This is a genomic window from Pseudomonas sp. AS2.8, assembly GCF_014190935.1.
Classification (GTDB): domain Bacteria; phylum Pseudomonadota; class Gammaproteobacteria; order Pseudomonadales; family Pseudomonadaceae; genus Chryseomonas.
Genome location: NZ_JACHVV010000001.1, coordinates 373,520 through 394,442 on the forward strand (window position 1 = coordinate 373,520; position 20,923 = coordinate 394,442).

20 protein-coding genes and 1 tRNA gene are annotated in these 20,923 nt (G+C 63.2%); 15 read left to right on the plus strand and 6 right to left on the minus strand.

What is annotated here, in order from left to right; genetic code table 11:
- Positions 1 to 110 precede the first annotated feature (110 nt).
- Genes gyrA through pheA form a run of 3 tightly spaced genes read left to right on the plus strand, consistent with a single transcriptional unit; the run spans position 111 to position 5,130 of the window.
- Positions 111 to 2,948 carry a DNA gyrase subunit A gene (gyrA, locus tag FHR73_RS01705; protein WP_183629069.1) on the plus strand — a complete coding sequence of 946 codons (2,838 nt, stop codon included), beginning with the start codon at positions 111 to 113 and terminating at the stop codon, positions 2,946 to 2,948.
- Complete coding sequence (gene serC / locus FHR73_RS01710; RefSeq protein ID WP_183629071.1) at positions 2,948 to 4,033, plus strand: 3-phosphoserine/phosphohydroxythreonine transaminase; 1,086 nt, start codon at positions 2,948 to 2,950, stop codon at positions 4,031 to 4,033. Before gyrA ends, serC begins: the two co-directional genes overlap by 1 nt.
- Positions 4,034 to 4,035: 2 nt before the next feature.
- A complete protein-coding gene (gene pheA / locus FHR73_RS01715) occupies positions 4,036 to 5,130 on the plus strand; it encodes a prephenate dehydratase (RefSeq protein ID WP_183629072.1) in 1,095 nt (364 codons plus the stop codon).
- A 26-nt stretch (positions 5,131 to 5,156) separates the two neighbouring features.
- Here the strand turns inward: pheA and FHR73_RS01720 are convergent, their stop codons facing one another.
- The gene (locus FHR73_RS01720) at positions 5,157 to 5,633 is read right to left on the minus strand and encodes a DUF4124 domain-containing protein (protein ID WP_183629074.1); all 477 of its coding nucleotides are present in this window, start codon (positions 5,631 to 5,633) and stop codon (positions 5,157 to 5,159) included.
- A 288-nt stretch (positions 5,634 to 5,921) separates the two neighbouring features.
- Between FHR73_RS01720 and mgtE the strand changes: the two genes are divergently transcribed.
- On the plus strand, positions 5,922 to 7,367 hold the full coding sequence (mgtE, locus tag FHR73_RS01725) for a magnesium transporter (RefSeq protein ID WP_221191393.1): 1,446 nt from the start codon (positions 5,922 to 5,924) through the stop codon (positions 7,365 to 7,367).
- 51 nt (positions 7,368 to 7,418) lie between these two features.
- Here mgtE and FHR73_RS01730 read toward each other — a convergent pair whose 3' ends face one another.
- Positions 7,419 to 7,733 carry an Arc family DNA-binding protein gene (locus FHR73_RS01730; protein ID WP_007160462.1) on the minus strand — a complete coding sequence of 105 codons (315 nt, stop codon included), beginning with the start codon at positions 7,731 to 7,733 and terminating at the stop codon, positions 7,419 to 7,421.
- Between the two features lie 258 nt (positions 7,734 to 7,991).
- On the opposite strand from FHR73_RS01730, the gene FHR73_RS01735 reads away from it, so the two are divergent.
- The 9 genes from FHR73_RS01735 to FHR73_RS01775 all read left to right on the plus strand — a co-directional run bounded on the left by FHR73_RS01735 (position 7,992) and on the right by FHR73_RS01775 (position 16,302).
- Positions 7,992 to 8,068, plus strand: a tRNA-Arg gene (locus tag FHR73_RS01735).
- Between the two features lie 245 nt (positions 8,069 to 8,313).
- Positions 8,314 to 9,336, plus strand: a complete 1,023-nt coding sequence (locus FHR73_RS01740) for a glycosyltransferase (protein ID WP_183629076.1) — start codon at positions 8,314 to 8,316, stop codon at positions 9,334 to 9,336.
- 47 nt (positions 9,337 to 9,383) lie between these two features.
- Complete coding sequence (locus FHR73_RS01745) at positions 9,384 to 10,448, plus strand: FAD-dependent oxidoreductase (protein ID WP_409258648.1); 1,065 nt, start codon at positions 9,384 to 9,386, stop codon at positions 10,446 to 10,448.
- The gene (locus FHR73_RS01750; RefSeq protein ID WP_221191394.1) at positions 10,429 to 12,060 is read left to right on the plus strand and encodes a hypothetical protein; all 1,632 of its coding nucleotides are present in this window, start codon (positions 10,429 to 10,431) and stop codon (positions 12,058 to 12,060) included. The genes FHR73_RS01745 and FHR73_RS01750 overlap by 20 nt, the downstream gene beginning before the upstream one ends.
- Positions 12,061 to 12,065: 5 nt before the next feature.
- Complete coding sequence (locus FHR73_RS01755) at positions 12,066 to 12,854, plus strand: NAD(P)-dependent oxidoreductase (protein ID WP_183629080.1); 789 nt, start codon at positions 12,066 to 12,068, stop codon at positions 12,852 to 12,854.
- Positions 12,854 to 13,687, plus strand: coding sequence for a sugar phosphate isomerase/epimerase (locus tag FHR73_RS01760; protein WP_183629082.1), 834 nt, complete (start codon positions 12,854 to 12,856; stop codon positions 13,685 to 13,687). The genes FHR73_RS01755 and FHR73_RS01760 overlap by 1 nt, the downstream gene beginning before the upstream one ends.
- Positions 13,684 to 14,040, plus strand: a complete 357-nt coding sequence (locus FHR73_RS01765; RefSeq protein WP_027598043.1) for an SMR family transporter — start codon at positions 13,684 to 13,686, stop codon at positions 14,038 to 14,040. The genes FHR73_RS01760 and FHR73_RS01765 overlap by 4 nt, the downstream gene beginning before the upstream one ends.
- A gap of 13 nt (positions 14,041 to 14,053) precedes the next feature.
- Positions 14,054 to 14,902 carry a glycosyltransferase family 2 protein gene (locus tag FHR73_RS01770; RefSeq protein WP_183629084.1) on the plus strand — a complete coding sequence of 283 codons (849 nt, stop codon included), beginning with the start codon at positions 14,054 to 14,056 and terminating at the stop codon, positions 14,900 to 14,902.
- Positions 14,903 to 14,946: 44 nt separating this feature from the next.
- Positions 14,947 to 16,302: an MFS transporter gene (locus FHR73_RS01775; RefSeq protein WP_183629086.1), complete on the plus strand. Its 1,356-nt coding sequence runs from the start codon at positions 14,947 to 14,949 to the stop codon at positions 16,300 to 16,302.
- A gap of 42 nt (positions 16,303 to 16,344) precedes the next feature.
- Here FHR73_RS01775 and FHR73_RS01780 read toward each other — a convergent pair whose 3' ends face one another.
- From FHR73_RS01780 to flgA, 4 genes are all read right to left on the minus strand, one after another.
- Positions 16,345 to 17,079 (minus strand): flagellar brake protein, encoded by a 735-nt coding sequence (locus FHR73_RS01780; protein WP_183629094.1) that lies wholly within the window; start codon positions 17,077 to 17,079, stop codon positions 16,345 to 16,347.
- 88 nt (positions 17,080 to 17,167) lie between these two features.
- Positions 17,168 to 17,635 carry a flagella synthesis protein FlgN gene (locus FHR73_RS01785; RefSeq protein WP_183629096.1) on the minus strand — a complete coding sequence of 156 codons (468 nt, stop codon included), beginning with the start codon at positions 17,633 to 17,635 and terminating at the stop codon, positions 17,168 to 17,170.
- 60 nt (positions 17,636 to 17,695) lie between these two features.
- A complete protein-coding gene (flgM, locus tag FHR73_RS01790; RefSeq protein ID WP_059315614.1) occupies positions 17,696 to 18,004 on the minus strand; it encodes a flagellar biosynthesis anti-sigma factor FlgM in 309 nt (102 codons plus the stop codon).
- A 160-nt stretch (positions 18,005 to 18,164) separates the two neighbouring features.
- On the minus strand, positions 18,165 to 18,893 hold the full coding sequence (flgA, locus tag FHR73_RS01795; RefSeq protein ID WP_409258657.1) for a flagellar basal body P-ring formation chaperone FlgA: 729 nt from the start codon (positions 18,891 to 18,893) through the stop codon (positions 18,165 to 18,167).
- A gap of 98 nt (positions 18,894 to 18,991) precedes the next feature.
- On the opposite strand from flgA, the gene FHR73_RS01800 reads away from it, so the two are divergent.
- Both FHR73_RS01800 and cheR read left to right on the plus strand, forming a co-directional pair.
- Positions 18,992 to 19,924: a chemotaxis protein CheV gene (locus FHR73_RS01800; RefSeq protein WP_183629100.1), complete on the plus strand. Its 933-nt coding sequence runs from the start codon at positions 18,992 to 18,994 to the stop codon at positions 19,922 to 19,924.
- 42 nt (positions 19,925 to 19,966) lie between these two features.
- Positions 19,967 to 20,794 carry a protein-glutamate O-methyltransferase CheR gene (cheR, locus tag FHR73_RS01805; protein WP_133862462.1) on the plus strand — a complete coding sequence of 276 codons (828 nt, stop codon included), beginning with the start codon at positions 19,967 to 19,969 and terminating at the stop codon, positions 20,792 to 20,794.
- The last annotated feature ends 129 nt before the right edge of the window (positions 20,795 to 20,923 follow it).

A 20,923-nucleotide genomic window follows, 5' to 3' on the forward strand; every position in this document is an offset into this window, starting at 1 on the left:
GCCACCGGTGGCAGGCGCCGCCAGACGGGCTTTCGCCTCTCCTATATCAGGCTCGGCCGACGTGCGGACGAGCCCTAGCGCTTTTCAGATCAGAAGGAACCAGGCTTCTCATGGGTGAACTGGCCAAAGAAATCCTCCCGGTCAATATCGAAGACGAATTGCGGCAGTCGTATCTCGACTACGCGATGAGCGTCATCGTCGGCCGGGCCCTGCCGGATGTGCGCGACGGCCTCAAGCCGGTGCACCGGCGCGTGCTCTACGCCATGAGCGAGCTGGGCAACGACTGGAACAAGCCGTACAAGAAATCCGCCCGTGTGGTGGGTGACGTCATCGGTAAGTACCATCCCCACGGCGACACCGCCGTCTACGACACCATCGTGCGGATGGCCCAGCCCTTCTCGCTGCGCTACATGCTGGTGGACGGCCAGGGCAACTTCGGTTCGGTAGACGGCGACAACGCCGCGGCCATGCGCTACACCGAAGTGCGGATGTCCAAGCTCGCCCACGAACTGCTGGCCGACCTGGACAAGGAAACCGTCGACTGGGTGCCCAACTACGACGGCACCGAGCAGATCCCGGCGGTGATGCCCACGCGCATCCCCAACCTGCTGGTCAACGGTTCCAGCGGCATCGCGGTCGGCATGGCCACCAACATTCCGCCGCACAACCTCGGCGAAGTGATCGATGGCTGCCTGGCGTTGATCGAGAACAGCGAGCTGACCGTCGACGACCTGATGCAGTACATCCCCGGTCCGGACTTCCCGACCGCGGGCATCATCAACGGTCGTGCCGGCATCATCGAGGCCTATCGCACCGGTCGTGGGCGCATCTATGTGCGGGCCCGCGCCGAGGTCGAGGACATCGACAAGAGCGCCAATCGCCAGCAGATCGTCATCACCGAGCTGCCCTACCAGCTCAACAAGGCACGGCTGATCGAGAAGATCGCCGAGCTGGTGAAAGAGAAGAAGATCGAAGGCATCACCGAGCTGCGCGACGAGTCCGACAAGGACGGCATGCGCGTGGTCATCGAGCTGCGTCGCGGCGAAACCCCCGAGGTGGTGCTCAACAACCTCTATGCCCAGACCCAGCTGCAGACGGTGTTCGGCATCAACGTGGTAGCCCTGCTCGACGGCCAGCCGCGGACCCTGAACCTCAAGGAGCTGCTGGAAGCCTTCATTCGCCACCGTCGCGAAGTCGTCACCCGGCGCACCGTCTACGAACTGCGCAAGGCGCGCGAGCGTGGCCACATCCTCGAAGGCCAGGCGGTCGCCCTGTCCAACATCGATCCGGTCATCGAGCTGATCAAGAGCTCGCCGACCCCGGCCGAAGCCAAGGAACGCCTGATCGCCACGCCCTGGGAATCCAGCGCGGTCCGCGAGATGGTCGAGCGCGCCGGCGCCGATTCCTGCCGTCCGGACGAACTGCCCGAGCAGTACGGCCTGCACGAAGGCAAGTACCACCTCTCGCCGGAACAGGCCCAGGCCATCCTGGACCTGCGCCTGCACCGCCTGACCGGCCTGGAGCACGAGAAGCTCATCGCCGAGTACCAGGAAATCCTGCTGCAGATCGGCGAGCTGATCCGCATCCTGACCAACCCCGAGCGGCTGATGGAAGTCATCCGCGAGGAGCTGGAAAAGGTCAAGGCCGAGTTCGGCGACAAGCGTCGCACCGAGATCATCGCCTCCCAGGTGGACCTGACCATCGCCGACCTCATCACCGAGGAAGATCGCGTCGTCACCATCTCCCATGGCGGCTACGCCAAGTCCCAGCCGCTGCACGCCTACCAGGCCCAGCGCCGGGGCGGTCGCGGCCGCTCGGCCTCGGCGGTCAAGGAAGAGGACTACATCGAACACCTGCTGGTCGCCAACAGCCATACCACCCTGCTGCTGTTCTCCAGCCTGGGCAAGGTCTACTGGAAGCGTACCTACGAGATCCCCGAGGCCTCCCGCGCTGCCCGTGGCCGGCCGCTGGTCAACCTGTTGCCGCTGGCCGAAGGCGAGCGCATCACCGCCATGCTGCCGGTCGATCTGGAAGCCGTGCGCCAGCAGGCGCCCATCGGTGAAGAAGACCTGGGCGAGCAGGACGACAACCTGGACATCGAAGACGCCGTGCTGGTGGAAGACGACGTCGAGAGCGAAGTCGAGGGCGAAGAGGGCGAGCTCCTCGATGCCGGCCAGGATGAACCCACCGGCGCCTACATCTTCATGGCCACCCGCAACGGCACCGTGAAGAAGACGCCGCTGGTGCAGTTCAGCCGTCCGCGCAGCAATGGCCTGATCGCGCTGAAGCTGGAAGAAGGCGACAGCCTGATCGCCGCTGCCATCACCGACGGTGCCCGCGAAGTCATGCTGTTCTCCGACGGCGGCAAGGTCATCCGCTTCAAGGAGCGCCATGTGCGCACCATGGGCCGTACCGCCCGCGGCGTGCGTGGCATGCGCCTGGCCGAAAGCCAGCGCCTGATTTCCATGCTGATCCCCGAGCCGGGCGCCGAGATCCTCACCGCCAGCCTCAACGGCTTCGGCAAGCGCACCGCCATGGCCGAATACCCGCAGCGCGGCCGCGGTGGCCAGGGCGTGATCGCCATGGTCATCAACGAGCGCAACGGTCCCCTGATCGGCGCCATCCAGGTGCTGGACGGCGAAGAGATCATGCTGATCTCCGACCAGGGCACCCTGGTGCGTACCCCGGTCGAAGGCATCTCCCGGACCGGCCGTAATACCCAGGGCGTCACCCTGATCAAGCTCGGCAAGGGCGAGAAGCTGGTGGGCCTGGAGCGGGTGCAGGAGCCTTCGGTGGACGAAGAGCTGCTGGATCACGAAGCCGAGCTGGACGACGAGGTGCTCGACAAGGAGCTGCCGGTCGACAGCCAGGAGCCGGACCAGGACGATGTGCTGCCCGGTGCCAGCGACGTACCGAGCGATGACCTTCCCAACGAGGATGACGAGTGATGAGCAAGCGTGCCTACAACTTCTGCGCCGGCCCGGCGGCCCTGCCTGAAGCTGTGCTGCGCCAGGCCCAGGCCGATCTGCTGGATTGGCAGGGCCGCGGCCTGTCGGTAATGGAGATGAGCCATCGCGGTGAAGACTTCACCGCCATCTCGAACCAGGCCGAGGCCGATCTGCGCGAGTTGCTGGGCGTGCCCAGCAACTACAAGGTGCTGTTCCTGCAGGGCGGTGCCAGTCTGCAATTCGCCCAGCTGGCGATGAACCTGATGCCCGAGGGCGGCAAGGCCGACTACATCGACACCGGCATCTGGTCGCGCAAGGCCATCGAGCAGGCGCAGCACTATGGCACCGTCAATGTCGCCGCCAGCGCCAAGGGCTACGACTACTTCGCCATCCCAGGGCAGCACGAATGGCAGCTGTCCAAGGACGCCGCCTATGTTCACTACACCCCCAACGAGACCATCGGCGGCCTGGAATTCGACTGGATTCCGGACGTGGGGGACGTGCCCCTGGTGGCGGATGCCTCTTCCGACATCCTCTCGCGTCCGCTGGACGTCTCGCGTTTCGGGCTGATCTACGCCGGCGCGCAGAAGAACATCGGGCCCAGCGGCCTGGTGGTGGTGATCGTCCGCGAAGACCTGCTGGGTCGCGCCCGCGCCGCCTGCCCGACCTTGCTGGACTACAAGGTCGAGGCCGACAACGGCTCCATGTACAACACTCCGGCGACCTTCTCCTGGTACCTGTCGGGGCTGGTGTTCAAGTGGCTGAAGGAGCAGGGCGGCCTGCCCGCCATGGAGCGCCTGAATCGCCAGAAGAAGGAGCTGCTGTACGGCTTCATCGACGGCAGCGACTTCTACAGCAACCCCATCGCCAAGAACGACCGCTCCTGGATGAACGTACCCTTCCGCCTGGCGGACGAGCGCCTCGACAAGGCCTTCCTCGAGGGCGCCGAAGCGCGCGGCCTGCTGTATCTGCAGGGGCATCGTTCGGTGGGCGGCATGCGCGCCTCCATCTATAACGCCGTCACCCTGGAAGCCGTCCAGGTGCTGGTGAACTATCTGGCCGAATTCGAGAAGGAGCACGGCTGATCATGTCGGAACACGAGCTCAAGGCCCTGCGCCTGCGGATCGACAGTCTGGACGAACGCATCCAGGACCTGATCAGCGAACGCGCTCGCTGCGCCCAGGACGTGGCGCGGGTCAAGATGGGAACGCTGGCGGAAGGCGAAAAGCCCGTGTTCTACCGACCCGAGCGCGAGGCCCAGGTCCTCAAGCGGGTGATGGAGCGCAATGGCGGTCCGGTCCGTGACGAAGACATGGCGCGACTGTTCCGCGAGATCATGTCCTGCTGCCTGGCTCTGGAAGAGCCGCTGCACGTGGCCTATCTCGGCCCGGAAGGCACCTTCTCCCAGGCCGCGGCACTCAAGCACTTCGGCAAGGCCGTGGTGACCCGGCCCATGGCGGCCATCGACGAGGTGTTCCGCGAGGTCGCCGCCGGTGCCTCCCAGTTCGGCGTGGTGCCGGTGGAGAACTCCACCGAGGGTGCGGTCAACCACACCCTGGACAGCTTCCTCGAGCACAACCTGTCGATCTGCGGCGAGGTGGAACTGCGTATCCACCACCATCTGCTGATCGGCGAAAACACCAAGGCCGACAGCATCACCCGCATCTATTCCCACGCCCAGTCGCTGGCTCAGTGCCGCAAGTGGCTGGATTCCTACTACCCGAGCGTCGAGCGGGTGGCAGTGGCCAGCAACGCCGAGGCGGCGCGGCGGGTGAAGGGGGAGTGGAACAGCGCGGCCATCGCCGGCGACATGGCGGCCTCGCTCTACGGCCTGACCCCGGTTCAGCAGAAGATCGAGGACCGCCCGGACAACTCCACGCGCTTCCTCATCATCGGCAACCAGGACGTGCCGCCCAGTGGCGACGACAAGACCTCCATCATCGTCTCCATGCAGAACAAGCCGGGCGCCCTGCACGAGTTGCTGCTGCCGTTCCACACCAACAACATCGACCTCAGCCGGATCGAGACGCGGCCTTCGCGCAGCGGCAAGTGGACCTATGTCTTCTTCATCGACTTCCTCGGCCACCAGGCCGATCCGCTGATCCGCGATGTGCTGGAACGCCTGTCCAGCGGCGCCGTGGCGCTCAAGGTCCTCGGCTCCTACCCCCGCGCCGTGCTCTGACGGAGCAGCCATTGTGGTTGCGGGCGTCAGCGCCGACGCACGCAACCGTGCTCGTCGAAGGTCACCAGTCGCGTGCGGTCCTTGCGCTGGCGCGCCTCGTAGTGATAACGGGTCAGGGCATCCAGCTGGGAAATCCGCTGCGGTTGCCCCAGGGCGCTCTCCACGTCCGCTCGGCTCATGCCGACCTTGACCTGTCCACGAATGATCGCCTGGCGCCTTTCGCTGGCGCTGAGCAGATCGCCACAGCCGTCCGTCTTGGCTGCCACCACCGTGGGCATGCGCGAGCCTTCCTTGCGGTGAGTGGCCTTGGGTTTCGCCATCAGCGTGGGTTTGGCGCCGCCCGGACGGGGATTGTCTGCGCGCTGCAGCCGGCTGTCGCTGTCCGAGGCGCAGCCGCTGGCGGAAAAGGTGAGGTGGCCGGCGGCATCTTCGCAGCGATACACCGTGGCCGCCTGGGCGGTGGTGCACCCCAGCAGCAGGCCGAGCACGAGCAGCTTCTTCATGGGACGTCCTCCTTGACGTAGGGGCTCAAGCTTAGCGAAGCCAGGGACATTCGGCGAGGGCCGGAAGCGCGCCCCGGTGGCCTCGCGGAAGCCTTGCAAATAGCTGTTTTGAAACCCTTTTGCCTTCGCACCCGCAAGCGGTCCGGTGTATCATCCCCGCCGTCAGCCCCGCCGGGGCAGTGGTTATCCCCCCTTATGGACTTACCCAGTCAATACTCAATCGCCTTTTTCGTCCCGTTGTTGAGTTAGGGTTCGTCGGTGCGCTCCGCCGGCGGGCCGGAGTGCGCTATGACCGTAGTGAACGAAGCAGAAATCAGAAAGCCCCACGAGACGCTGCAAGAGCGGCTCGCCCAGGTCGTCGAGTTGCTGGAGCGCTACGACCTCGCTGTCGAGGCGCGTGAAGACCACGATCGCGCCCCCGTATCCCCCGCCGATATTCCCGAAGAAGGCCTCGAAGAGCTGCGTGCCCGCCTGGACGAGCTGCACCCGGCCGACGTCGCCTTCATCCTCGAAGCCCTGCCGCGGGAAGACCGCCTGACCGTCTGGGGTCTGGTCAAGACCGAGCGCGATGGCGAGATCCTGCTCGAGGTCTCGGACGCGGTCCGCGAGACCCTGATCGCCGACATGGACGATCAGGAAATCCTCGCGGTGGCCGGCCAGCTCGACGCCGACGAACTCGCCGACCTGGCGCCTGATCTGCCGCGCGATGTCGTTCACGAGCTCATGGAAGCCCTCGACGCGCAGCAGCGCGAGCGGGTGCGCTCCGCGCTGTCCTACGAAGAGGATCAGGTCGGCGCGCTGATGGACTTCGAGATGGTGACCATCCGTGACGACGTCGCCCTGGAAGTGGTACTGCGTTATCTCCGCCGGCTGAAAGAACTGCCCGACCACACCGACAAGCTGTTCGTCGTCGACAACGACAGCATCCTCAAGGGTGTCCTGCCGATCAAGCGTCTGCTGGTCAACGATCCGGAAAAACTGGTGGTCGAGGTCATGGCCAAGGAGGCGGTGGCCTTCCATCCGGACGGCGATGCCTATGACGCCGCCCAGGCGTTCGAACGCTACGACCTGGTATCGGCGCCGGTGGTCGACAAGAACGGCAAGCTGATCGGTCGTCTCACCATCGACGAGATGGTCGACCTGATCCGCGAGGAAAGCGAAAGCGAAGTCCTCAACATGGCCGGTCTGCGCGAAGACGAAGACGTCTTCGCCTCGGTGTGGAAATCGGTGGGCAACCGCTGGACCTGGCTGGCCACCAACCTCATCACGGCCTTCATCGCCTCGCGGGTCATCGGCCTCTTCGAGGGGTCGATCGAGAAACTGGTGGCCCTGGCCGCGCTCATGCCCATCGTGGCGGGTATCGGTGGCAACTCGGGCAACCAGGCCATCACCATGATCGTCCGCGCCATGGCGCTGGGGCAGATCAGCGTCACCAGCACCGCGCGTCTGCTGCGCAAGGAAATGGGCGTCGCCCTGTGCAATGGCGTCATCTGGGGTGGGGTGATAGGCCTGGTGGCCTTCTATCTCTACAGCAGCTGGTCACTGGGCCTGGTGATGATGGGCGCCATGACCCTCAATCTGCTACTGGCCGCCTTCATGGGGGTGCTGATTCCCATGACCCTGCAGCGCTTCGGTCGCGACCCGGCCATGGGGTCGAGCGTGCTGATCACCGCGGTGACCGACAGCGGCGGCTTCTTCATCTTCTTGGGGCTCGCCACCCTGTTCCTGATGTAGGACAGGGTAGGGTGCAATGGGCTGCCCAGGGGCAGGGCAGCCCGGACGCCGTCAGGATGCGGCGTCGATGTCGTGGGCGATCAGCGAGATCAGGGCATTCTGCTGTCGACCCGACAGTTGCCGGAAGCGCTGCAGCAACTCCCGCTCGCTGGCGGTGATCTCCGGACTGTCCAGGCGAAGCCCGGGTTCGTCGCCAAGGGCGCCCTCTTGCTGCAAGCTCTGCTCGAGACGCGCGATGATTTCGGAGTTCATGCTGCGATGATGGTTGCGGGCCACATCCGCGATGCGCTCTCGCATGCCCTCGGGCAGACGCACGACGAATTTGTCAGCGGTACGGCTTGAGTAGGATCTAATGGCCTGGGTCATTGAGGTACTTCATCTGGAGTCAAAAATCAGTGAAGGCGTAAGCCCTCGTCTCGTTCCGCTAGCACTCACGGCACCTTGGACTCTGTAACCACCTGTCCCTAGGTATCTGTTTTTATTGACGTCAATTTACCGACGTACACAACAAATTGCAAAGCTGCCGAAGAACTTCTTGCCTTTGCCCGTTCTCGCGCCCTGCGACGCTGCCGAACCGGAACATGACAAACCTTCCGCTGCTCGTTACCATGAGCGCCCTTTACTGTCCCAGTAGCTCAATTGGATAGAGCATCCCCCTCCTAAGGGGAAGGTTGGTGGTTCGACCCCACTCTGGGACACCAGATTCCTTTCCAGTACCTCTCCTCGCGATCCGACGCCTTCAAGTGCCCTTGCCGAACCGTTACAGCAGTTTGGAGGATAGGGCAAAAACGGCGACCTTGTCCGACTTCCAGGCTCTTCCAGTAGCGATTTGTGGCTGTGATCACAGCATAGAGCAGCAGACGAAAACCTGCCGAATTTATCTGTACTCTCCGTTGGCTAACCGTCTGCATTGCTTGTATCTGGAGCGCCTCTGGAGGTTCGCGTCATGGCCTTTTATCCCGTCCTACTTTCAGTCGTGTTCGTCGTTCGTAATCAGGCTACCGAGTTGCAGAGCGTCCTCGAGCGCGCGGCAACTGTTATCGGTCCCTTGGTAAGTGACTACGAACTTATCATTGTCGATAACGCATCCGCTGACGACAGCGTAGCGCGACTCAAACAACTCACCAGCATCACCGGCCTGCCCAATCTGCAGGTATATGCCCTGACCAAGGAAGTGGACTCCGATACCGCTGCCTGGGTGGGGCTGGAAAATGCGCTGGGTGACTTCGCGGTCGTCATAGATCCGGAAACCGATGACATCGCCTTCTTGCCTGACATGTTGCAACAGGCGGCCGGCGGCATCGACGTGGTGTTCGCCAACAATCAGCAGAAAGTTCGGCAAACCCTGTCCTACAGTCTCTGCTCTAGAGGTTTCAACAGCCTCTACAAGCAATTCAACGGTGTCGACCTGGCCAAGGATGCGCCCCAGTACCGGATGCTCAGCAAGAAGGTCATCAATTACATCCTGCGCCATCCCGCGCCGGCTTTGACCTATCGGCACCTGCCGGCGACGGCTGGCTTCTCCCGTACCAATCTCGAATACAGCATGCCGCCGCGCAGTACCAAGCCCAAGCGGCTGTCCGGCAGTTTCGATCGCGGTGCCCGGCTGCTGGTGTCCTCCACCCGCAAGCCCATGCGCATGGTCAGTTTCCTCTCCATCGTGGGAGCCCTGTCCAACCTGCTCTATTCCATCTACGTCATTGCCATCGGTCTGTTCAAGGACGACGTCGCACCGGGTTGGGTGACGATTTCATTACAGCAGTCCGGCATGTTCTTTCTCATTTCGCTGGTCCTGCTCGTCCTTGGCGAATATGTCCTGCAGTTGACCCACAGAGTCAACGAAGGGCCGCTCTATCATGTCGCCCAGGAGTTCACGAGTGCCGTCATGACGCGCCGTGACAAGCTCAATGTCGAAGTAGTGCAGGGCGGCAATACCGCAAGACCGGCTACTCAATCCGGCATGGCCTGACGATCATGAGAGATGCGATCGTCATAGGTGGCGGATTTTACGGGGCCATGACGGCCCTGTATCTCATGCGCGTGAGGGGCTTTGCGAAAGTCACCCTGATCGAGCGGGAAGATGGACTGTTGAAGCGTGCCTCTTATCACAACCAGGCACGTGTTCATAACGGCTATCACTATCCGCGCAGTTTCGTCACAGCCTTTCGCAGTCGGGTCAACTTGCCGCGCTTCTTGCGCGACTATCCCGATGTGGTGGTGCGGGACTTCACCAAGTTGTATGCCATTGCCCGCAACAACTCCAAGGTAACGGCCAAACAGTTCGAACGTTTCTGTCAGGGGATCGAGGCTTCCCTGCAGCCGGCGTCCGAAGAATTAAGTCGATTGTTCGACGATCGACTGATCGAGGCGGTGTATCTCACCGAGGAGTATGCCTTCAACTCCGCCGTACTCGCCGCTGAAGTGAAAGGTGAGCTCGATGCTGTCGGCGTCGAGGTGCGCCTCAAGAGTCGCGTGACGGCGATCCGCGGTGAAACCGGCGGCCTGGGGGTCGACGTGGTGGATGAAGCCGGCGGGCAGGAGGAGATGCATTGCCGCTATCTCTTCAACTGCACCTACAGTGGCCTCAACCAGTACGGCGGCGATTTCCCCGGCACCGCCACCCGGTTGCGCCACGAGATCACTGAGATGGCGCTGGTGGAGATGCCTCCGGAACTGCGCAACCTGGGGGTGACGGTCATGGACGGTCCGTTCTTTTCCATGATGCCGTTCCCAGCGCGGGGCCTGCATACCCTGTCCCATGTGCGTTATACCCCACACCTGAACTGGGAAGACGCCAATGGCACCGATCCCTATGCCCTGCTCGACGACTACGACCGGGCCTCGCGCGCGGACTGGATGGTGCGGGACGTGGCCCGCTACATGTCGGCTGCAGCACGGGTGGAGTACCGGGATTCGCTCTTCGAGGTGAAGACCATTCTGATGAAGAACGAAGGTGACGACGGCCGTCCCATCCTCTTCGAACAACATCCCCAGTTGCCCGGCTGCTACTCGATGCTGGGCGGCAAGATCGACAACATTTTCGATGCCCTGGAGCGCCTCGATGCTGAACCCTTCCACTGAGGCGACACCCAGGGGGGTGTCCGGCGTCGCCGGCTTCATCAGCGTTCTGGTCTTTTCCATCATCAATTTCTTTCTGTTCGGCAAGGGCGTCATCCTCGACCCCTTCCACCAGGGGGAATACTTCGCCACGCTGCCGACTCTGCTGCACAGCCAGCCGGGCGCCCATGCCTTCACCATCCATGGCGGGCTGGATTTCATCCCGGTGTGGCTGGCGGAGACCTCGTTCGGTGCCCAGCACACCTTCCTGGTGACCCAGATCCTCTATGGACTGTGCAACACCGGCGCGGCCTTGCTGCTATGGGGGACGGCGGTGCTGTTGTGCCCCGTGCCCAAGGGTCGCGCGCGCCTGATCCTGCTGGTTGCCGTGGGCGCCGTGGCGACCCAGGTGGTGGGCTATCGCGATCTCTTCCTGCTGCTGTCGCTGTTCCTTTTCTGTCTGCATCGCAAGGTGGAGACCACGCCGCGGCGATTGGTCTGCGAAGTGCTATTGGGCCTGGCGGCCGGCTTCAATCTGTTCTGGTCCTATGATCGCGGGATCGCCGGGGTCCTCGCCATCGGCTCGGCGGTACTGCTCACGCTGTTCCTGCAGCGGCGCCATGTCCTGTCGCTGCTGAGCTTCGTGGCAACGGTTGGCTGGCTCGGCTTTGGTACCGATTTCTTCGCCCTGACCGATTACGTCAAGAACCTGACCTTCCTCCTGGAGACCTCGTCCCAGTGGGGCTACGGTCTGAGTGCCCGGCCGCTGGCGCTGAGCCTGCTGCTGGCGGTGCCCACGGCGCTGGCGGGTTTCGCCCTGATCCGCTGCCTGCCCTGGCCGTGGCGCTGGAGCGAGGATCTGCCACTGATCGGTGCCCTGGCCGTGCTGCTCGCGATCTTCTTCAAGATCGGGGTCAACCGCGCGGACTTCCAGCACATCCAGATGGGCTTCTGGGTACCCCTGCTGAGCCTGCTCTATGCCGCCCGCCGGCAGCGGCTGGCCCGTAACGGCGGCTGGGACCTCTCGGCGCATCCACGCGCGGCGGCCGCGGCCATTGCCGCGGCCGTGCTGATGGGGCTGGTCGGACTTAATCCCTCGCCGTTCTTTGCGGTGCTGCTGGTCGGTGCGCTGCTGGCCTTCGGCCGACGCCTGCTGGTGCCGGCCCTGGCAGGGCTGCTGGTGCTGCTCGCCGCCTTCAACCTCTACAAGTCGCCGGTCGAGCGGGTGTGGGCCCAGGGGCTCGCCTGGGTGCCGGCCTTGACCGCCTTGCCGGATGACGCCGCCTTGGCGACGCCCGGGGTGCAATGGGCCTCGCAGCGCCTTCTGGAGAGCGGCGCCCACTGTGTGTTCGACCTGGCCAACAACGGGGTCATCAACGGGGTGACCGATCTGCCGGCCTGTACCAAGTACATCTATCCGGTCTATGCCACGCCGCCCTACGAGGCCGATCTGCTCAGCGATCTGCAGCATGCCGATCCACCGGCGGTGGTGTATTCGACGACCTTCTGGTCATTCAACCTGAACAACATTTCCATGCACGACAAGTTTCCACGACTCAAGGCCTACCTGGACGAGCGTTATCCCGTCGAGGAGTGCCAACCGGACTATTGCCTGAGATTCAAGACCAAGGGGTGAGCAACATGAAGACCGACGCATTGATAGGGTACAGCGGCTTCGTGGGGTCGACGCTGCTCAAGCAGAAGGCCTTCGGCGCGCTGTTTCGCTCCACCAATATCGACCAGATCGGCGATCAGCCCTATGGCCAGGTCATCTGCGCCGGAGCGCCAGCGCAGAAGTGGATCGCCAATCGCGATCCTGCCGCCGATCGCGAGAAGATCGATGGCCTGATCGGTCATCTGTCGCGGATCCAGTGCGATTCCTTCGTGCTGATCAGCACCGTGGACGTCTTCAAGCAGCCGCTCGGGGTGGATGAGACCACCGCGGTGGACGAAGAGGGACTGCACGCCTATGGCGCCAATCGCTATCGACTGGAGCAGTTCGTCCGTGAGCATTTCGCCAATGCCCTGATCGTCCGCCTGCCGGGCCTGGTCGGTCCTGGCCTGCGCAAGAACGTGATCTACGACCTGCTCAACGACAACAACCTGCACGCCGTGGAAAGTCGCGGCGTCTTCCAGTTCTATCCAATGGTCAATCTAGGCTATGACATCCAGACCGCCCAGGCTGCCGGGCTGGACCTGGTGCACCTGACCGCCGAGCCCATCAGCGTGGCGGACATCGCCAGTCAGGGCTTCGGACGCGACTTCGGCAATACCCTGGAGGGTACGCCGGCGCGCTACGATTTCCGCAGCGTGCATGCCGAGGTCTTCGGCGGGCGTGACGGCTACCAGTATAGCGCGCGCGACACTCTGCTCGCGGTCCGTGCCTACGCCCAGTCGGAACCCCCGGTCATCAAGGCGGAGGGTCAGTGATGCGCATCGCCATCTCCAATATCGCCTGGGATCCGACCGATGACGCCATGGTCGCCGAGATCCTGCAGCAATACCGGGTGGATGCCATCGACATCGCCCCCGGCAAGTATTTCGCCGATCCCAAGACGGCCACCGCCCAGGACATCCAGGTCGTGCGTCAGCAGTGGCAGGCGCGTGGCATCGAGATCACGGGCATGCAGGCCTTGCTGTTCGGCACCACCGGACTCAATGTCTTCGGCGCCGACGACGTGCAGCGGGCGCTGCTGGCGCAGCTGGAAGGCGTCTGCCGGGTCGCCGAGGGGCTGGGCGCGACGCGCCTGGTGTTCGGCTCGCCGCGCAATCGCGATCGCGCGGGGCTGAGTGACGACCAGGCCCTGGCACAGGCCCGGGATTTCTTCCGCCGCCTGGGCGATGTGGCCGCGGCGCACCGGGTGCAGATCTGCCTGGAGCCGAATCCGCCCCGCTATGGCGCCAACTTCATGATCGACAGCGATTCCACCGCCGCGGTGGTACGGGCCGTGGAGCATCCGGCGATCCTCATGCAACTCGATACCGGTGCCCTGACCATCAACGAGGAAGACGCCGCCCGCGTCCTCGAAGAGCATGCCGAACTGATCGGCCACGTCCATGCCAGCGAACCGGATCTGGTGACCCTGGGGGAGGGCGGTACCAATCACGAGGGCATCGCCTTCGCCCTGACCCGGCGGCTGCCCGAGCAGGTGGTCAGCATCGAGATGCTGCCGGCCAAGCAGGGCTCCAACCTGGCCGCGCTGGAGCGTGGCGTCCAGGTCGCGGTCAAGGCCTATCGCGACCTGCCGGAGGCTGCCGCATGAAGTGGCTGATCCTGATTCTGGGCATCGCGTCCAACGCCTCGGCGAGCGTGCTGGTGAAGCTGGCCATGCTGCCGCCGCGGCGCTTTCCCAGCCTGAGCGATCCCATGGCTGCGCTGGCCAACTGGCCGTTCTGGCTGGGGCTGTTCATGTATGGCCTGGCCTTTCTGCTGTACGCCGCCGCCCTCGCCAAGCTGCCGCTGAACGTGGCGCATCCGGTGCTGACGGCCGGGGCCATCGCCAGCGTCGCGCTGTTGTCGGTGGTGATCTTTCGCGAAGCCTTTCCCTGGACCACGGCGGCAGGCATCGTCCTGATCATCGCCGGCGTCGCCCTCATCACGGCCCGTGTCGGTTGAACCTGGAGGACCTATGACTACTGCAATTCCCGCCACCGAGCGTGCCCTCTGGCAGGTGCCCAGCTATTCGACGACCTTCTGGAACGGTCGCAGCCGTCCGCACTGCGTGGTGATCCCGGTCATCAACGAAGGCGAGCGGATTCTCAACCTCTTGCGGCGCATGGCGGCGGTCAGGATCGCCGACATCGCCGATGTCATCATCGTCGATGGCGGCAGCACCGACGGTTCGCTGGAGCCGCAACGGTTGCAGGAGCTGGGCGTCCGCGGGCTGCTGGTCAAGACCGCGCCGGGCAAGCTCAGCTCCCAGCTGCGCTGCGCCTATGCCTTCGTGCTCGACGAGGGTTACACCGGCATCGTGACCATCGACGGCAACGACAAGGACGATCCGGACGCCATCCCGCGCTTCATCGAAGCCATCGAGCAGGGCTACGACTTCGTCCAGGCCTCGCGCTTTCTGGCCGGCGGCGTGGCGGAGAACACCCCCAAGTCCCGCGACTTCGCCATTCGCTTCATCCATGCGCCCATGCTGAGCCTGGCCTCGGGCTTCCACTGGACCGACACCACCCAGGGTTTCCGCGCCTACAGCCGGGCCATGCTGCTGGATCCGCGCGTGGCGCCGTTCCGCGACGAGTTCACCACCTACGAGTTGCTGGCCTATCTTTCCTACCGGGTACCGAAATTGGGCTATCGCTGCGTGGAACTCCCCACCGTGCGGCGCTATCCGAAGGGCGAGGTACCCACCAAGATCAGCAGCGTCAGAGGTAATCTGTCGGTGCTGCAGGTACTGATGAAGGCCTGTGCAGGTCATTACAACCCACGCCTGGGCGAGGACGCCCAGCTGGCGGCGCAACGACGAAGCTGATTCCGTCGCGCTTGCCGGGTGTGCAAGAGACGATGGAGTAGGCAATGGTGCGTGTGCTGTCGGCGTTTCGCGGGCTCTATTTCGCGACGCTGTTGATGTTGATCGGGACCGGTCTGCTGAGTACCTATCTTGGTCTGCGACTGGCCGCCGATCAGGTGCAGGGACTCTGGGTCGGTGCCCTGACCGCCGCCTATTACGCGGGACTGGTGATAGGCGGCAAGCTGGGGCATCGGTTGATCGCCAAGGTTGGCCATATCCGCGCCTATGTGACCTGCGCCGGGGTGGTCGGCGCCGCGGTGCTGGGCATCGGCCTGCTGCCCTGGCTGCCGATGTGGCTGGCACTCAGGGTGCTGATCGGCATGGGCATGATGTGCCAGTACATGGTGCTGGAGAGCTGGCTCAACGAGCAGGCCGGCCCTGGCGAGCGGGGCAAGGTCTTTTCCGGCTACATGACCGCCTCCTACCTCGGCCTGGCGTTGGGTCAGGTGGTCCTGGTGCTCTCGCCTGATCTCGGCGTCGACAAGCTGATGCTGGTCGCCATCTGCTATGCCCTGTGTCTGGTGCCGGTGGCGGTCACCGGCAAGATCCACCCGGCACCGCTCAAGCCGGCGCCCTTGGAACCCACCTTCTTTATCCAGCGGATTCCCCAGTCGTTGACGACGACCCTGGTCGCGGGTCTGGTGATCGGCTCCTTCTATGGCCTGGCGCCTCTCTACGCCAGTGCCCAGGGCCTGCCCACCGAGCGCATCGGCCTGTTCATGGCGTGTTGCATCTTCGCCGGACTGATCGCCCAGTGGCCGATCGGCTGGCTGTCGGATCGGCATGATCGCAGCTGGCTGATCCGGGTGGTCGCCATCGCCCTGACCCTGGCAGCCCTGCCACTGGCCGTGCTGCCCCATGTGCCGCCGGTGGTGCTGCTGCCGCTCGGCCTCATCGCCAGCCTGCTGCAATTCGTGCTCTATCCCCTGGCGGTGGCGTTATCCAATGACCATATCGAAGGGGAACGTCGGGTATCCCTGAGCGCCATGCTGCTGGTGACCTTTGGCATCGGTGCCTGTATCGGTCCGCTGGTGGTGGGTGCGCTGATGAATCTGGTCGGACCCAACATGCTCTATGCCTTCGTCGTGCTCTGCGGTGCGATCCTGATCTGGCGCATCCGTCCGGATGCGGTCACGGGCAAGCACCTCGTCGACGAGGCGCCGCTGAGCCACGTGCAGATGCCCGAAGGGTCGACCAGCTCGCCGCTGGCAGCGGCCCTGGATCCGCGTGTCGACAGCCAGGTCGTGCAGGAGCAGATGCACACTGAGCCGGTCGTCGAGGAGGAACCTGCCGAGGAGGGGGCACCTCTGCAGGAAGAGATCGAGTTCCCGCAGAACCCGCCTGGATCCAAGGCGAACTAAGCGGTTGGGGAGGGCGTCCAGTAGCCGTGGGCGCCCGATCGGTCACTCGAACCGGCGGTTTTCCCGCTGCAGCTGATAGATGAAGCGCTCGATCTGGCGCTGGGCCGCGCCCGTCAGGCTGTTGAAGCAGACGCCGACGTCGCTGAATTCCATGCGCTCCGGACAGGCCACGTGGCGAATGGTCACCGGGGTATTGATGGTCCCGATGGGCAGCTCGGCGCTAAAGCTCTGTACCTGTTGCCCCGGTTGCAGCAGATGGGTGACGTTACCAGGGAAACGCAGCTTGCAGCCCGTGGCCGACAGGTCGATCAGTTGGCCTCGCAGCTGGATCGGGCTGTTGCCCTGGCTCAGCTCCGCCGTGGCCGGCTGGGCCAGCAGCAGCTTGACCCGATAGGCATTGCGTCGCTGGTGATAGGTGAGTTCGGTGGGCAGGCCGATCCAGTAGCAGCGATTGCCATCCAGCTCGCTGAACTCGACCGGATGATCGATCTGCCAGGTGACCTTGATGCCTTCGTGAAAGCTGTCCACCCGGAACGACTGGCCCTGTTCGAGCAGGCGTTCGGCTTCGCGCGGAATGAATTCGTCCAGTGCGATCCGCCCCTTGGCCTCGTCGATCTCGACGACAAAGCTCTGGAATTGCTGCCCCTGGCGATTGAAGGTGATCCGCAGCGGAATATGCTGCTGTTGCGCCGGCCGCAGGCAGGCCAGGATCTCGCCCTTGGAGCGATAGACCTGGGGTGGCTGAGCGGCATTGTCGCTAGCGGAAGAGCCTTGCACCTGGAAACTCCTGTAGACAGCGGTCAGCAAGAATACTGGCTAAACGCCATCTGTACAGCGAAAAAAGCCGGCATGAGAATGTCCGAGATCAAGCCGAGCTCAGCGGACGCTGATAGCCGCCACCGGTCTGGTTGCCGCGACGGTTGTACAGCGTGGGCGCCGAGGTGCCCTGCAGGACATTCAGCAGTTTGCCGACCACGAAGCGGTTGGCCTGGATGATCTGGCCGTTACGGATGTTGTGAGCCTTGCACTGCTCCATGAGCTGCGCGAGCTGACTGGAGCGCGCCAGCAATTCTTCCCCGTCGGGCTGCTGGGCGGCGTACGCCTGCAAGCCCTGCAGATCCGCTCGCAGACCATAGGTCTGGAGCAGTAGGGTGCGCTGCTGGGCATGCTGGTCGAGCTGCTTGAGCAGGATCTGCTTGGTGCCCAGCAGGGCTTCCAGCCGATCGAGCTGGCGCTCGCTCAAGGCCTGGAACTCCTGCTCGATCAGGGCCAGCAGCTGCTCGCTCAGGTCGATGTCGTGGCGGGTAATCTCGAGCAAGTTGGCGTTGGGCATGGCGCGGTTTCCGTTCGAACGTTAGTGGCGATCGTCAGAAAGGCCATGCCGAACCGGGCGTCAGGACTCGAACGCCATCAGTTTGTCGGCCACCTTCTGGCTGTCGACCTTGTAGGAGCCATCGGCGATGGCCTGTTTCAGGCGGCTGACCTTGTCGCTGTCGACCACCGGCAGATCCTTGAGCCCTGCCGTGAGGGAGCTCAGTTGCTTGGCCTCGGCGCTCAAGCTGACCGACTCGCCGGAGGCGGTGCTCTTGGTGGCCTTGACGTCGCTGGTCTGCGCCGTGGACACGTCCTTGGTGGACGCCGCCTTGGTGTTGCCTATGCCCGCAGTAGAGGACGAATTCAGGCGATTGATATCTAGAGCCATGAGTGAAGATCCTCGTGTCGTCTCGTTCGCATGTCCGGCTTATCGGCGTGTCATGCCGAAACTTTAGCCGTAGACCTGTGCGCCATGTCACATCCTTCGACAGGACGACGCGCAGAGGTTCAGGAAGCAGACGCTCAAGGTACTCCTTTTGACTTCTTCGCTAAAGCGCCACCTCCACCTGCCCCTGATCGACGACCCGACCGCGGATCACCCGGTTGGAGCTCAGGTTGCGTACGCGGATCTCCTCGTCCTTGGCGCCGGCGCTGAGGGCTTCGCCCTGCATGCGGATACTGAAGGAGGCGCTGCGGGCATTGATCACCACCTGCTCGCCCTTGCGGATGAGTTCGGCCTGCTCGATAAAGGAGGGCGCCAGCACCTGCTCGCTGACCACCTGACGCTTGAGCTGGGTGCCTATCACCTGCTCCAGGCTGGTCAGGTAACCCTGGGTCAGGGTGCCGACATCGCGCTCCACCAAGGCTACGTTCTGGTCGTCCAGCACCGCGCCGCGCAACAGCGGCTGCAGCGTGACCACGACCGGCCGATACAGCTTGACCTGCGCGGGCACGAACACCGTCCAGGGACTGCCGCCTTCGCAGCGCACCTTGACGTTGATCCGGCCCACCGGCGTTGGGCTGCCCTGTTGCGAGAGCGTCAGGGGTTTGTCGCAGGCGGCCAGGCGCAACCGGGAATCCAGGGAGTTGATCTGGGTTTCATGGCGAGCGTTGGAATTGGTCTCCAACAAATATTCCTGCACGCGCTCCTCAAGAAAACTTTCGACAGCGCCGATAAGTTCGTCAGATGAGGTGTAGTCGCCTTCTGCATAGGCCTTTCCGCCCAGGCATGTCAGGATCAACACAAGATTCGCAGCCCAGCGGCAAGAGGTCTTCATAGGTCGGAAACACGTCGCTTCGATCTTCATGAGTCACATCTAAGCAAGCCCTGTGCCGAGTTTTGCGACCGGTCTGTGGCAACGAGAGGAGTCGCCAAATGGCTGGTGTATTGGACGCAGTCAACCAACGTACCCAACTGGTGGGCCAGAACCGTCTGGAACTGCTGCTGTTCCGCCTGGACGGCTCGCAGCTCTACGGCATCAACGTCTTCAAGGTGAAGGAGGTGCTGCAGTGCCCCAAACTCACCGTGATGCCCAAATCGAGTCCGGTGGTACGGGGCGTGGCCAGCATCCGCGGCGGCACCTTTCCGATCATCGACCTGGCCATGGCTACCGGTCGCCGTGGATTGCCGGATATCAATAACTGCTTCGTGATCATCACCGAGTACAACACCAAGGTGCAGGGCTTCCTGGTGCGCTCGGTGGAGCGAATCGTCAACATGAACTGGGAAGGTATCAATCCGCCGCCCAAGGGCACCGGTCGTGATCACTACCTGACCGCCGTCACCCGGGTCGACAATCAGCTCGTCGAGATCATCGACGTGGAAAAGATCCTCTCTGAGGTCGCACCGTCGGTCGAGACCGTGTCGGCGGGCGTCATCAGCGAAGTGGTACAGGCCAAGGCCGTCACCAAGCGCGTGCTGATCGTCGACGACTCCTCGGTGGCCCGCAAGCAGGTGACTCGTTGCTTGGAAACCGTCGGGGTAGAGGTCATTTCCCTCAATGATGGTCGCCAGGCGTTGAATTTCCTCCAGGCGATGGTAGCGGAAGGCAAGCGTCCGGAAGAGGAATTGCTGATGATCATTTCCGACATCGAGATGCCGGAAATGGACGGCTACACCCTGACGGCGGAAATCCGTCATGATTCGCGGATGCAGAAAGTGCATATACTGCTGCATACCTCCTTGTCCGGCGTCTTCAACCAGGCGATGGTCAAGAAGGTCGGTGCGGACGATTTCCTTGCCAAGTTCCGTCCCGATGATCTTGCCTCCCGGGTAGCCGAGCGCATCAATGCGGTCGACAGTCACTAGGTGAAGGCGTCTCTATCCCGGTATCCAGAAGGCGGAGCGGCAGTGTCAGCAGTCAACGCGGATTTTGTGCTTTTTCGTGATTTCCTCGAGAAATCCAGCGGGATCCTGCTCGGTGACAACAAGCAGTACCTGGTCTCCAGTCGGCTCAACAAGCTGATGGAGACCGAGGGGATCAAGACGTTGTCAGAGTTGGTGCAGCGCATCCAGATGCAGCCCCGTGGCGGTCTGCGGGAAAAGGTCATCGATGCGATGACGACCAATGAAACCCTCTGGTTTCGCGACAGCTATCCCTTCGAGGTGCTCAAGAATCGCCTCTTGCCGGAGTTGACCAAGAACACCTTCGGCCAGCGCCTGCGGGTCTGGTCGGCGGCCTGCTCCTCGGGTCAGGAACCCTATTCGCTGTCCATGACCATGGACGAATTCGAGCGGAGCGCAGCAGGGCAGGGGCGTGGCGGCATGCAAATCGTGGCGACCGACCTCTCCGGCGCCATTCTCACCGCGGCCAAGTCCGGTGAGTACGATTCGCTGGCGATCGGTCGAGGGCTATCCCAGGAGCGCTTGCAGCGCTACTTTGACGTGCTCCAGCCGAATCGCTGGGCGGTTAAGCCGGCGATTCGCAGCCGTATCGAATTCCGCGCGCTCAATCTGCTGGACAGCTACGCCAGCCTCGGCAAATTCGACATGGTGTTCTGCCGCAATGTGCTGATCTACTTCTCCGCTGAAGTGAAGAAGGACATCCTCACGCGCATTCACGGTACCCTCAAGCCGGGCGGCTATCTGTTCTTGGGTGCCTCCGAGGCCCTCAATGGCCTGCCGGATCTCTACCAGATGGTGCAGTGCAATCCGGGCATCATCTACAAGGCCAAGTAAGCATTCGATAGAGGGTGGCAAAGCTGGTTTCAGCACATGGTCTTCGCGGTACTTTGCAGCTCTGTGTGCTATCTAGCTGTAAATGGTTCCTAGTACTAACCGTACCCATCCAAGCGACTGCTGTTGCTC

Coding starts and splice junctions, on each gene's coding strand:
- FHR73_RS01740 (WP_183629076.1), top strand. CDS start 8,314: ATGGCCTTTTATCCCGTCCTACTTTCAGTCGTGTTCGTCGTTCGTAAT.
- FHR73_RS01775 (WP_183629086.1), top strand. CDS start 14,947: ATGGTGCGTGTGCTGTCGGCGTTTCGCGGGCTCTATTTCGCGACGCTG.
- FHR73_RS01750 (WP_221191394.1), top strand. CDS start 10,429: ATGCTGAACCCTTCCACTGAGGCGACACCCAGGGGGGTGTCCGGCGTC.
- pheA (WP_183629072.1), top strand. CDS start 4,036: ATGTCGGAACACGAGCTCAAGGCCCTGCGCCTGCGGATCGACAGTCTG.
- FHR73_RS01765 (WP_027598043.1), top strand. CDS start 13,684: ATGAAGTGGCTGATCCTGATTCTGGGCATCGCGTCCAACGCCTCGGCG.
- FHR73_RS01730 (WP_007160462.1), bottom strand. CDS start 7,733: ATGACCCAGGCCATTAGATCCTACTCAAGCCGTACCGCTGACAAATTC.
- FHR73_RS01785 (WP_183629096.1), bottom strand. CDS start 17,635: ATGCCCAACGCCAACTTGCTCGAGATTACCCGCCACGACATCGACCTG.
- FHR73_RS01755 (WP_183629080.1), top strand. CDS start 12,066: ATGAAGACCGACGCATTGATAGGGTACAGCGGCTTCGTGGGGTCGACG.
- FHR73_RS01800 (WP_183629100.1), top strand. CDS start 18,992: ATGGCTGGTGTATTGGACGCAGTCAACCAACGTACCCAACTGGTGGGC.
- FHR73_RS01745 (WP_409258648.1), top strand. CDS start 9,384: ATGACGGCCCTGTATCTCATGCGCGTGAGGGGCTTTGCGAAAGTCACC.
- FHR73_RS01720 (WP_183629074.1), bottom strand. CDS start 5,633: ATGAAGAAGCTGCTCGTGCTCGGCCTGCTGCTGGGGTGCACCACCGCC.
- gyrA (WP_183629069.1), top strand. CDS start 111: ATGGGTGAACTGGCCAAAGAAATCCTCCCGGTCAATATCGAAGACGAA.
- flgM (WP_059315614.1), bottom strand. CDS start 18,004: ATGGCTCTAGATATCAATCGCCTGAATTCGTCCTCTACTGCGGGCATA.
- flgA (WP_409258657.1), bottom strand. CDS start 18,893: ATGAAGACCTCTTGCCGCTGGGCTGCGAATCTTGTGTTGATCCTGACA.
- serC (WP_183629071.1), top strand. CDS start 2,948: ATGAGCAAGCGTGCCTACAACTTCTGCGCCGGCCCGGCGGCCCTGCCT.
- FHR73_RS01760 (WP_183629082.1), top strand. CDS start 12,854: ATGCGCATCGCCATCTCCAATATCGCCTGGGATCCGACCGATGACGCC.
- FHR73_RS01770 (WP_183629084.1), top strand. CDS start 14,054: ATGACTACTGCAATTCCCGCCACCGAGCGTGCCCTCTGGCAGGTGCCC.
- mgtE (WP_221191393.1), top strand. CDS start 5,922: ATGACCGTAGTGAACGAAGCAGAAATCAGAAAGCCCCACGAGACGCTG.